The organism is Parapedobacter indicus (assembly GCF_900113765.1).
Lineage (GTDB): Bacteria > Bacteroidota > Bacteroidia > Sphingobacteriales > Sphingobacteriaceae > Parapedobacter > Parapedobacter indicus.
Genome location: NZ_FOQO01000002.1, coordinates 380,812 through 393,592 on the forward strand (window position 1 = coordinate 380,812; position 12,781 = coordinate 393,592).

The following is a 12,781-nucleotide window of genomic DNA, read 5'->3' on the forward strand; positions in this document are numbered from 1 at the left end:
AGATGCGTGACCATCCGCTCACCGATCCACCTCCTGAATACCCAATTGTGACCTTTTAGTGTTGATGTAAGACGATGGCTTTACACCGATCAACTCCACCGGAATGGGATCCAATATATCTGCAAAATCCGCAAGAACGCCGGGCAAACCAGATGAACCGAGAACGGACAAGACGTTTTCATCGTTCTTAATCACGTTGTTCTGACTAAATCCCAAGGCTGTTTTGCGCCACCCCATACTTTTGCCCTTCGCATATACGGGTTCCTTGAAGTTGATGAACACGTTGCGGTTAAACAGATTGTTTGTTGGCATGGGTACCGTACTGAGATAGTCGGCTAACGTGGGATAAGCCAGGCTATAAACCAGACCGGTATAGTTGACCGCACGAAGGCGCTTTGCATACAAGCCACTGTCCGGAATCGTCAGGTGTTTCGCCCACGTTCGCAGCCGGTCGTCAATAAATACCCCCGCTTCACGCCCGATAAACAGATTATTATAATACTTGTTGTCAGATCCACCTCCCATGAGCACACTCCGCTGTCCGGCATGAATCAAGATATTGGAATAGGCTGTCAACCCGCAGGCACCATCGTCGTGGTAAATACCCACAGTCAAAAATTTATCGGGTATGTTGGCTATCACATTATACCGAACAACAATCCCGCGCTCCGAAGGATCCCGCCCATAATAAATGGCACCGAGGTCGTTGACCTCCGTTGCAATATCGTGTATGTAATTATATTCAATAACGTGGTCATTGCCATGAAGCCACATCGCCACCCCTGGGGTATCAAATATCTCACAATTTGCCACCACATTCCCCACGCCACTTAAATGAACCGCCGGGCGATAGGATTTCTCTATTCGGTTGTTATCAAGAAACACACAGCTTTCCACCCGGTTATTGCCTTTCTCCAATGTGAGGCGGTCGCCGCCACCAAGTGAAATGCCGCCGCTACCCAAATGCCTGAAAATACAATGCCGCACCGTATTCCAATTTCCGCTCTTTCTGTCGAAAATTGTATTGTTATATAAGTATTGCGGCAAACTACCTACAATGCCCCTGGCTGCTACATCTCCATCTTTCTCCCTGAAATTTTCAAAAGGCGTCACACCCAGTCCCATGCTGACGCCCAAACTACCTAAGCGCTGAAAAACACATCCTTCGATGAGCAGACGGTGTGTGTTCGTGGTTGTAATGCCAATACCACGTGCATTTTCAAATGTAATCCCGCGTAGGGTCAACCACTTGGTGTCAGCAACATCAAAAAATGGCGACTCCAGCATGGAAAATTCGACAGAATGGGGCTTTTCGTCGGAGATGAAGTACAACATACCTTTTTCACGGTCGACATAGTACTCATATACGGAATCCAACTCCGATCTCAGGTTTATGCCGTACCAGGTACGATAGGCCTCTTGATCGGCAAACCCATACATTGTAGCTGCCCCTGCTTTGATTGTCTTTTCAGTAGGGTCGATTTTCGCTATCGGAATCATATCATCCGCATAACCCCACATGAAATAACCACCGATCCACGGGTCGGGCTCATGAGCCCATTTATCAATCCGTGGTTCCGTATACCGCATTACGCCTCCTCGGTCCGAATAATCCCCGATTCTGGGCAAAGATTCCGTTTCCAGCACCTCTTCAATGGGCACCATCCCTCGGTTGGGGTATCGTGCTAACTGAAATGCTTTTTGATTGACAAATACCTCTCCCCACGAAGGGCCATATGGTCGACCGAAGCCTACTTTTCGGATGTTGCCGTAATCCGTAATACCGACCTTTTTTAAATCAGCTTGATATACACCATCGCGATACGCAATTGCGTCAAGGGGTACGCTGTGGCTACCGCTTATCACTACATGCTCTCCTTCATAAGCCTGGATGGTCAACAAATGATCACGGCCATCCAGATAGATCGTTTCATCCATGCGGTAGATGCCCTCCCGCAGCACAATGGAAAGAGGGATGCCGTCGGCGATGTTGTTTCTCAATACCCGCGAATAGTCCACAGCGGCCTGCAGCGTCGCAAACGGCTCATCAAATTGCCCTTTATCGTGATCATTGCCATCCGGTGCCACATAAATTTCCCGGGAAGGGCCATTGCCTGGATGGAACTGCCCATAGCTTTCCTGCACGATCAAAAAGGCGATCGCTAACATAGCGATCTTCAAAACAGCGATCTTCACTTTTTGTTCGGCTTTTTGCTCATCACAAATTCTAATACTCCTCCGCCCATGATCTCTTTATGCGTGATATAATGCCGTTTCAAGGGGGTACCGTTTAATAACACCCTGGAAACATATACGTGGTCAGGCGACTGGTTCGTGGCCACAACAGTAAACGTGTTGCCGTTTTCCAGGTTCAGCTCCGCACGTTTGATCAAGGGGCTTCCCAAATCGTACGTTAACGCTCCAGGTGAAATCGGGTAAAATCCCAGTGCGCCGAAAATATACCAGGCACTCATCTGTCCGCAGTCGTCGTTGCCACCGAGGCCGTCAGGCCGGGCTTGATACATTTCATTCAGGATATACCGCACCTGTTTCTGCGTCTTCCAAGGTTGCCCGACATAATTGTATAGGTATGCGACATGGTGTGAAGGTTCATTGCCGTGTACATAATTGCCAATGATCCCATCCCGCGAGATATCTTCGGTATTTTCGAAATACTTATCGGGCAGCTCCATCGTAAACAGGCTGTCCAGATACCCCGCAAATTTTTCCTTACCTCCGTGCAGCGTGATCAATGCGTTGGGATCGTGCGGGATAAAGAGGCTGTAATTCCATGAATTTCCCTCGATAAATCCCTGTCCGTGCGTGTCCAGCACATCAAAATCTTTTACAAATTCTCCATCGGAGTTTTTCGGCCGCATGAAACCGATGCGCTCGTCAAATACGTTTTTCCAATTTCCTGCCCGCTCCATATACTCCTGATAGACTTCTTCTTTTCCCAGTTTCTTCGCGATCTGTGCAATGCACCAATCGTCATACGCATATTCGAGTGTTGAAGACACCGAGGTACTATTGAGGTCTGCCGGGATATATCCCTTATGGATGTACTCGCCGATTCCTTCGTAATCCACTCGGTTTGACGTGGCGATGCACGCCTCCAGCGCCTTTTCTGCATCTCCGGTATATACACCTTTCACAATTGCATCAGCGATGACCGAAACGGCGTGGTATCCACTCATGCACCAGTTATCGTTTGCATAATGCGACCAGATCGGGAGCATATTCAATACACTCTGATCGTAATGCGCCAGCATGGAAGTAACCATATCGGCATTGCGGCGGGGTTGCACGATATTGAAATAGGGATGCAATGCGCGGAAGGTATCCCACAGGGAAAATGTGGTATAATTGACAAAACCGTCTGCCACATGGTTTTCCTGATCGAGTCCCCGGTATTGTCCATTTGCATCCATGTAGACGGTTGGTCCCAGGAACGTATGATACATCGATGTATAGAAGTTGACCTTATCATCTTCCGATATCGTTTCGATGTCGATCTTGGATAACTCGTTGTTCCACCAATCTTGTCCGGCAGCTTTCACCGAATCGAAATTCCAGTGCGGAATCTCATGGTTTAAATTGGCCAGGGCATTCTGCTGACTTACCGGCGAGAGGGCAAGTTTAACCAGCACCTCATCGTTTTCGCGCGTGTCGAAATCAAAATACATCGTCAGGTCTCTTCCTGCTAAGTCGGCAAAGTTTTTCTCTTGATTAAACTTCCGCCAAAAGCCTTTGTATGCCTGCGGTTTGTCGTAGCTTTTCCGTCCGTAGCTTGTAAACGGTTTGGAAAATGTCATCGCGAAATATACGGTACGCGTGCGTGCCCAGCCGCTTGTCTGCCGGTATCCGGTAATCAAGGTATCATTTACCACCCGAACAAAGGTCCAGACATTTTTACCATCGTAATTGTAAATGCCCGCTTTGAGATCGAATACAACATGTGCATCGGCCGTTTTGGGAAAGGTGTAGCGGTGAAAACCCACCCGCTCAGACGTGGTCAGCTCGGCAGTGATGTTATAATCGTCCAGCATCACCTTGTAATAGTTTGCCTCGGAAACCTCACGGTCATGCGAGAATTTACTGCGGTATCCAGATTGCGTATCGTCTGCTGTACCGGGATTCAGCTTGAGTTCACCCACGGTGGGCATGATCAAAAAGTCTCCCAGGTCTGAGTGCCCGGTACCGCTGAAATGGGTATGACTGAATCCAACGATACTTTTGTCCTCATATTGATAGCCTGCACAATACCGATACACATCTTTGTTATATGCGCCATCCACTTCATACGACAACGTATCCGTTTCGGGACTCAGCTGTACCGACCCGAAAGGCACGGTTGCCCCGGGAAAGGTATGGCCCATCCGCGCGGTACCGATCAAAGGGTTGACATAGTCTACCGGTCGCTTCTGTGCACTTACCGCGCCGCAAGTGAGCACCACGCCCGCAATTAAGATTGAAATTCGCGTCATTTCTTTGAATTTTGTACAAAGATCTGTTTTTTCCTTTTATTCGTTCCCTCTTCCACGGTCAACCCAGACACATCGTAGCCGTTTACATCATCCAATACTAAGGCAGGCCGATACTCGTTGGCTTTTGCTCGCAGCTTAACGTTGTCAAAAATAATCCCTTCCACATGGCGGATATAGAAACCCCACGCGGGAAGCTCCTTGAATTGGGAAAACTCGGGATAAGCATCCGCCATTTCCGGAATAGCGGCCAATTCTTCTTGGGTGGTTCCCCGATACGCATAATTCGGATTCCCTCCACCCGGATAGACAAACTCTAGATTCCGAAGGGTAACATTGCGGATCGGCTGGCCTTCCAGCCCGACAATGCCGGATGGTGATATATTCCGCGGATTGTCTTCGATAGGTCCTTCATAGGAATAGCCGGCATCCGGCTTCTCAGCCGCCACTTCTACATACATATTCTGGATCACCACCTGGTTGATGGTGCCTTGTCTTCCGTTATTCCACCGGGCACCAATGCGCAGATACAACGGGTTGCCGGTATTGTACGCATGAAGGCTATCTACCAATATATCCTCTACCATCCCTCCATCGGGTGTAGCGATGGTAAAGGCCGAACGGAACGTGTCATAGACCTTGTTGTTGATGATCCGGATATTTTTGTACCCGCCCGCCGATACGGTACCGAACTTGATTCCGTTTGCGCTCGACCGGGCCACACAATTTCGGATTTCCACGTTTTCACAGCGTTTGGAAGCATCGTGCGACTTCAGGCAAATTGCGTCGTCCGCCGAATCGATGAATGAATTCAATAGCTTGAAATTCTTGCAATCTACGATATCGATTCCGTCGTTATTCCAGAATTCTTTGCTATCTACCGTAATGCCATCCACCACCATGTCTTCGCATTGGTCGTACGTCTGCACCCAGTCTGCTGCATTCCGGATGGTAATACCCTCAATCCGTACGTTACTACACTCCCGCAGATAGATCGCCTTCGGACGTCTGTTCCGGGGACGGTCGTAATCCAGCGGATCGGCGAGGATTCCATTATGTATCTGATCCATCAAATGGTAAGCCACCTCCCTGCCCTGCCCGTCAATCACACCTTTCCCTTTGATGGCGATGTTGTCGACCCCTTTTCCATAAATCAGCGCACAATTGGGTGTATCAATGTTGTAGTCGTAAATATTGGTGGATCCGACTAATACGGCTCCTTCCTCCAAGTGAATGGTTACATTGGGTTTCAGCACGATGGTGCCCGTTAGGTACCGGCCGACATAAAATTTCAACGTACCCCCACCCTGTTCACTGATGAAATTGACCGCCTTTTGTATCGAGGTCGTGTTCAGCGTGGTTCCATTGGATTTAATGCCGAAAAAAGAGGCATTGTATTCGGTTGAAAAAACCGGAGAAATCAACAGGAAAAAAATGAAACTGAGTATATATCGTTTTGTTGGCATCTTTGTGTTCATTTTATAGCTTTTTTCCATTAGGTGTCACGCAATTTTCCTGAATGCGGATTTCATTTTTTCCCACTTCACGCAACGCTTTGCCCGATGCATCGACATACAGCGCGCGCAGCTCCACCCCCGAGCAGGAAGACAGGAAAATCCCCGTGCTGCTTTCATAGACGTTGCTTTTGATGATCTGATTGGAAAGCGTTAATTGCGTACATCCCACGTAAGATTGAACGTTTTCCAGGCCGTTCAGCAGCATGATTCCATCCACCGATACCTGCTTGGAGTTCTCCATCCGTATCAGATCGGGCAGTAACTGCTTACTATCCCTTCCCATAATGCCTTTCGACACCAGCGTTTCCATATTCGCGGTAAACAGCGGCACCTGTCCCTGGATGACCCCCTTCCCCTGTATCTTGATATTCGATTGGCCATTGGCATAAATCAATGCCCGGCTACCCGAATAATCCAGGTAATCATACACATTCGGACTGGCCAAAAGTACCGCACCCTCGTGCAATTCGATGGTCACATTGGATTTCAGTTCAAACGAACCGGTGAGGTATCTGCCCACGTAAAAATGCAGGGTACCGCCCCCTTCGTTCGCAATAAAATCAATGGCATACTGGATGGAACTGGTGTTGTTGGTAACTCCATCCGACTTGCAGCCGAAAAGCGAAGCATTGTACTCATTTGCTTGTACGTTGGCTCCCATCAGAAAAAACAACGATAAATAGGCAATTCTCTTCATAGCTTCGGGCTTAATCAACATTAACGTTTTGGGAGTTATGGAAAATATACTGTTTCTTCTCTTCGGACTGCGGCTCCTCGAAACGCACGTCGGTCCACGTTCCGCCGGTTAAATCGTCGGTCACGATCGCAGGTCTGTAGTCTTTACGGGCCGCTTTGAAAGTCACATTCTTAAAGTCGATATTTTTTGCGTGCCGGATATAAAATCCCCAGGCCGGCAATTCCTTAAACTGCGAAAATTCAGGGTACTTATCGGCCATTTCGGGGATGCTGTCCAGGTCGGCCGCGGTAATGCCCCGATAGGCATACAGCGGATTGCCACCGCCCGGGTAAACAATTTCAATGTTCTCCATCCGCACGTTTTCTATTTTGTATTGAGGTAGTCCTACGATACTTGCAGGAGAAATATTCCGCGGCAGATCCTCGATGGGCCCTTCGTAATTATAGCCGGCATCCGGCTTCTCGAGGGGCACTTCCGCATACACATTCTTGATGGTAATGTCCTTCATATAGGGCTTCTTCCCTTTGCTCCAACGGTCGCCAATGCGAAGAAAAATCACGTTGCCGGTGTTGATTGAACGCACACCGTCAACCAAAATGTTTTCGACAAAGCCTCCGTCGACCGCTGCAAAGGTGATGGCCGAGCGATACGTATCGTAAACGGTCAGGTTCCGTACGACGAAATTCTTGAATCCACCCCGGGAAACGGTTCCGAATTTGAGTGCACTTGCGCTTGAACGCGCCACGCAATTTTCGACCAGGATGTTGTCACAAAAGGCGTTGGCATCGTGGGATTTGAAACAGATCGCATCGTCGGCCGCATCAAAATAACTGTCCCTGATGACGACGTTTCTACAATCAACAATGTCTATTCCGTCGTTATTCCAATACGACTTGCTGTCTACCTTGATCCGCTCTACGAGCAGGTTGACACACTGGTCATACGTTTGGTTCCAGCTGCCGGGGTCCCTCAGCGTAATGTCCTGAATCGTGACATCCTCACATTCGCGGAAATAGATGTTTTCAGGCCTGTTCCATTCGCGTACACGATCCAGTTTCAGTTCATCTTCAACGATCCCCCGGTGCACATTCTGTACCGCATTGATAGCGGTCTGAAAACCTCTTCCGTTGATCGTTCCTTTACCGGTAATACCGATATGTTGCTGTTTAATTGCAAAGATCATCGACTGCCAGTTCACGTATGGATCCTTGACGTAGTCAAACGGATTATTCGACCCCAACAAGCTGGCTCCTTCCTCCAGATGAAGGGTGACATTCGATTTCAGGTAAATGGTACCCGTCACATAATTGCCGGCACTAAATACCAACCTCCCACCTCCTTTTTCATGGACATGATCGATCGCCGCCTGAATAGACCGCGTGTTCAATGTCTGTCCATCTGCCAAAACACCAAAGTCGGCCGCCTCAAAATCCTGCGCACGGCACCATTGGAAAATTACTACAAAAACAACGAGAAATAATTTATTCATCAATTACGTACTTAAATTTGATATAACGTTACCGGCCCAATCATCCCCATGGATTGGATTTCCTGCTCCCGGCCTTTCCTATTGACCCAGAATTGCGCAATTTCGTTATCTGTCAACGTTTTCAGGTAATTACCCATGGTCGTAACCACGTGAATCTCCAAGAGGTTATCGCCTCGCTTCAATACGCCAGATAAATCAAACAATCTGCGACCCGACCATTTTACCCCTACCTGCGTTCCGTTTACATAAACGTCAGCAATTCCCTCTACACGTCCCAGGTTTAGGGCATACGCTGCAGCATCGCTGATCCGGACTTTCCTCCGGTAAATGGCGGTACCTGAGAAATGGACCAGGTCCTCCCGCTCTTTAAAATCGACAAGCTTGTCGAGTTCAATCGTCCGTTCGGTCGATTCCTGACGATGTTGAAGCACCACTTCCCACGTGTTGTCCAACGTTTGTATTTCCGTGCCGGTTATGGGAATGGGTTTCCATTTTTTGCCCTTCCGATGGGTATCAAACACCAACATCAACGATTCACTGGGGCCCAGGTCAAGTTGGATAGACCGATCGGGATTCAGTTCTACCCGATATCGTTCTCCTTTCTCCAAATCCCATACCCAGCACGTCCTTTTTCCGGCTATCGCTTCCGCAAAAACGACGTTGGTAACATGCGAATTGTACCGGTGGGCGTTCTGAAAAAAGAACAGCTCACTGCCATCGTCGCGACGATAGCGGATCTGCATGAAATAACTATCCGGAACCTCGATTTTCAGGTAAGAAGGCAATCCATGGGTAACCGATATCGTCGTATACCACGTCAAAAAATCACCATCAGCCGGTTTGTCAAGCAGCACAAAACGCTGAGAGAAAGCCTGGAGTTTGGACACCCATTCCTTCACGGCCGTGTCTTCGTCGGTTAGTCCTTTCAAGCCCAGTCCTTTTTCGGGCAACCGGTCTATGCAAAATACCCGGCCACCGCTTTGGACAAATTGATAAATTTTTTCAAGCGAAGACGCTGCCATGCTGGTTACACCGGGCAGGAAAAGCACAGCATACTGCCGTTTGCCGTAACAGAGCTTGCCATCGGAAACGGTACAATCACCCAATACCATTTCAGTTAGATAGTCTGCACTTCCACCGTTCTTATTGATCGCTTCCCATAATAACGAGGTGTAGGGCACATTTAGTTTTTCGGGGAATGGATCCGTTTGCACGCCATGATTCGCCCAAAGGTCATAGTTTGCCGGCAGAATCGCCATGTCGGCAAAGTAATCGCCATTTTGCAGCTGCGATGATAGCCGTGCCTTATAATCGTTCAGGTAGTTGAAATACGGCCACCAATTATTTTTTTCGCTGTAATAGGACCCATACTGTATCCACCCGGGAAAAGGCGCTTCTTTTGGCGAATAATTGAATCCGTGCCACACCGAATGGGTAATGCCCGCCATGACGGCTTGGTCTGATCCCCGCTTCAACAACTCCAAAGTCGCATTGAAAACCAGGTACGTATTGGTCATCTCTTCGCAGCTTACCACCCGCTTCCCCTTTAAATGTGCAGCGGAAGAAACGTACTTATCGATCATGGTATAGCCCCGTCCTCTCCGGTAATCTTCATTGGACATCTCTTCACCCAATTTGTGTCTCAGGTAGTTCGTTGTCCAGGATTCTCCTTCCGGGATGTCATACTCCAGGCTGCTCTCCAGCGGAAAGAATCCGCGTCCGTATGCCTGGGCCCGCGACTTGACCCCGAGGTCACGGCACCACCCCACGTAGGTATCTGTAAATCGCTCCTTCAGTATGCAGGCTTTGGTAAACTCATAATCGAAGCGCACACGACTGAGCAACTCGTTGAACGCTTCCGTTTTTTTAGCTCCGTAGTTCTCATCAACTACTGCCCCCAGTCGCCCTACTTTAAACAGAATAAACGGCAGATACGGCATCAGATCATAACCACACCGCTTCTCAAATTCGGCGGCGAAATCTGCCGTCCAATTGCTTCCCTCCAGTTCCATGCTATCTGTAAACAGTGCCCTGAGGTAGTTCTTCAATGGGCCAATTCGGTTTTGCATGGTATCCGACATCCGATGTAGATACCTGTTTACCGCCTCCCGGTCCATGTGGTTCAAAATGGAACCGGCGGCACCCGGCGCACCGTTTATGACCGCCGCAAATGCATTGAATTTCACCAGGGCATACAATACGTGTTTACCTTCCGGAATATCAATAACCATTTCCTGCTTTCCGATTTCGTCGGATAGATCCGTGACGTCATCCAAGGACCCGATCGGATTTTTTGCCAGCTTCAACGCCAGCAATTCCGGGTTTCTCAAGGCATTTTTATCCGTCACACCGGGGTCCACAGCACTGAAAAAATGAAAAGGTTTTGCCCGATACGTTGTCGGGCCCTCAATTTCTTCGGCGTAAACAAGTACCACTTGGGCCGTCTCTTCTTCCTTGAGATCTTCCGAACCGAAGGGCCAACCCGAGCCGACGATGAGATCTGCGGTCATTCCCAGTGCTCGCGCCTGTTCTGCCGCATATTTCACCAAATCAATCCACTCGTCGCTAAGCCACCGGAGCGATTTGATTCCCATGTCATCGGCACGGTCCGGAAACGAAATCGGATTGATCTCAACCCCTCCGATGCCCGCGTCCTTCAGCAACCTCAGCTCCCGGAGTATTTCTGCCTTATCCACCTTATTTCCATTCCACCACCACCTCACAAACGGCCTGTATCCGCTGTCTGGTTCCTGAAATACCTGGAATAAATCCCGCTTGGCAGCGGAAAAGCCGGTCAGGGCGTTCGCATTCTTATGATTCAGCCATAACAACGATGAACCAAGTACTGAGCTGGTCACTAAAAAAGATCTTCTATCCATATTCGATTTTACTACACATTTTTACAGAATGGGCGCTTTATAACAGGAAGGGGGATTGGATCCCCCTTCCTTACTAAAACTTACGAAACGAGACCGTTGCGAATAGGATCTGTCAATTCTGCACCATTTTATCGTTGTACATAATTTCGTCCAATGGGATCTGCAGAGTCATTTTGGAGACGGGGTATGTAGATTTATCCACGTGATTCGTGGAAGCGGCACGATTTACTTCGATGTTCCACCGTTTGTTGTTGTAGAATTCGCGCCCGCCTTCACCCCACAACTCAATCCGCGATTGCAACTGGACCTTTTCCAATGCAGATAATCCAGCCATGGCGGGGTAATTATCACAGGTCAATGTTGATGATCCGGATTTTGTCCGGGCAGCCAATAAAATATCCAACGTCTCCTCTGCACCGGCTCCGTCTCCGCTTTGCGCCTGTGCTTCGGCTTTCATCAACAACACCTCCGATGACCGCATATAATAACAAGTAACGGTTCCGACATTTTTTTTGTCGTCGCTGCCCAAACCATGTGTTGCGGCAAATTTCAGATTAGTAAGAGTAGGTATGGTGCGCTGGTCACCATTCGTCGGATAGGTATAATCACCCCACGATTCCGCCATGAATCCCTCCTTGCGATAATCCGAGCTTGATATCAGGTCATAGAGACGATTATCGATCCGTTGAAATCCTTGGCTCAAGCCGCCGTACCCTTCGGCAAAACAATTCATCCAGGAATTATGCGCCGTCAGCGCCTCGCCCAGCGGAAAGCCAAAGATGACCTCGGGATTCACCTCGTTGTTTAGGAATCCATTTTCCTCCGGTCTCAGTACCGGATTGCTATTCGTTCCTGTGTTTTTACCGCCGTACACAGACTCGCCCATGAAATTCGGGTATTGAGTGAGAATATCATTCGAGTGGCTGATGACAGTTGCCCAATCACCGGTCCATAGCGCGACACGAGCTAAAATAAACTTCGCCACACCTAAATCAAAATCAGCAAGCTCTGTTGTGTACCCCACGCCCGCTTCCTCCAGCAACCGAATCGCTTCCGTCAGATCTTTCTTAATAAAATCATAGGTTTCAGTGGCACTTGCTCGTGCTTTACTTTCCTGAACAGGGGAATAAAAATCATACAAAGGCATGCCCAGTTTTTCCTGTCCTCCCTGCAAATATGCAACTTGATAATTTTCCATCAAGTAGTTGTATGCATAGGCCCGCAAAACCAGGCCCCGTGCTTTGAACTCCTGCAATTTACCGTTGCTACCTACCGTCGCATCGTCCAGGTAGTTCAACATTTTATTGGCCGTCGTGATCGCGCTCCATGCATAAAACCAATAGGGGGAGTTCTTATCCGACGACGCGGATGTAAAATCGAGCAAGTTGTATTCATCCGAGCCGAACATATTGAGGGTCCGGTCGGCAAATACAATATCGTTTCCTTCGAGGTTACGCATCACATCCAGTCCTTGCACACTCCGATATCTTCCATCGGCGGTACCGGTACCGTTTATCCCACTAAAATTAACCATCCGAGGCATATTGTTTGCCATACCCCCTAAAACCAATTCAATGGTTTCTTCGTCACCGCTCCTTAAGAGTTCCTGAATCTGTTCATCTGTGATATTATTGGGAGGTGCCACGTCCAGTTTTTTGCTGCATGATACCATAACCATTCCCCCAAGCAGATATATCAAAATCTTTTTCATGTTT

At 48.6% G+C, this 12,781-nt stretch carries 7 protein-coding genes; all 7 read right to left on the reverse strand.

Translation table 11 applies throughout. The annotated features are described in order from the left end of the window. Nucleotides 1-18 precede the first annotated feature (18 nt). A complete protein-coding gene (locus tag BMZ56_RS05235) occupies nt 19-2,196 on the reverse strand; it encodes a right-handed parallel beta-helix repeat-containing protein (protein ID WP_090625088.1) in 2,178 nt (725 codons plus the stop codon). Beyond that, nucleotides 2,193-4,487, reverse strand: a complete 2,295-nt coding sequence (locus tag BMZ56_RS05240; protein WP_090625091.1) for a GH92 family glycosyl hydrolase — start codon at nt 4,485-4,487, stop codon at nt 2,193-2,195. Before BMZ56_RS05240 ends, BMZ56_RS05235 begins: the two co-directional genes overlap by 4 nt. Then, on the reverse strand, nt 4,484-5,950 hold the full coding sequence (locus tag BMZ56_RS05245; protein WP_090625785.1) for a glycoside hydrolase family 28 protein: 1,467 nt from the start codon (nt 5,948-5,950) through the stop codon (nt 4,484-4,486). The genes BMZ56_RS05240 and BMZ56_RS05245 overlap by 4 nt, the downstream gene beginning before the upstream one ends. 13 nt (nt 5,951-5,963) lie before the next feature. After that, nucleotides 5,964-6,698, reverse strand: coding sequence for a glycosyl hydrolase family 28 protein (locus BMZ56_RS05250; RefSeq protein ID WP_090625786.1), 735 nt, complete (start codon nt 6,696-6,698; stop codon nt 5,964-5,966). 10 nt (nt 6,699-6,708) lie between these two features. Further along, a complete protein-coding gene (locus BMZ56_RS05255; protein ID WP_090625094.1) occupies nt 6,709-8,187 on the reverse strand; it encodes a glycoside hydrolase family 28 protein in 1,479 nt (492 codons plus the stop codon). An 11-nt stretch (nt 8,188-8,198) separates the two neighbouring features. Then, the gene (locus BMZ56_RS05260) at nt 8,199-11,066 is read right to left on the reverse strand and encodes a glycosyl hydrolase (protein ID WP_090625097.1); all 2,868 of its coding nucleotides are present in this window, start codon (nt 11,064-11,066) and stop codon (nt 8,199-8,201) included. Between the two features lie 112 nt (nt 11,067-11,178). Continuing rightward, a complete protein-coding gene (locus BMZ56_RS05265; protein ID WP_090625100.1) occupies nt 11,179-12,777 on the reverse strand; it encodes a RagB/SusD family nutrient uptake outer membrane protein in 1,599 nt (532 codons plus the stop codon). Nucleotides 12,778-12,781 lie beyond the last annotated feature (4 nt).

Bases quoted from the DNA above. Each gene is read 5' to 3' on its own strand.
- BMZ56_RS05260 (WP_090625097.1), bottom strand. From the start codon at position 11,066: ATGGATAGAAGATCTTTTTTAGTGACCAGCTCAGTACTTGGTTCATCG.
- BMZ56_RS05245 (WP_090625785.1), bottom strand. From the start codon at position 5,950: ATGCCAACAAAACGATATATACTCAGTTTCATTTTTTTCCTGTTGATT.
- BMZ56_RS05255 (WP_090625094.1), bottom strand. From the start codon at position 8,187: ATGAATAAATTATTTCTCGTTGTTTTTGTAGTAATTTTCCAATGGTGC.
- BMZ56_RS05265 (WP_090625100.1), bottom strand. From the start codon at position 12,777: ATGAAAAAGATTTTGATATATCTGCTTGGGGGAATGGTTATGGTATCA.
- BMZ56_RS05250 (WP_090625786.1), bottom strand. From the start codon at position 6,698: ATGAAGAGAATTGCCTATTTATCGTTGTTTTTTCTGATGGGAGCCAAC.
- BMZ56_RS05240 (WP_090625091.1), bottom strand. From the start codon at position 4,487: ATGACGCGAATTTCAATCTTAATTGCGGGCGTGGTGCTCACTTGCGGC.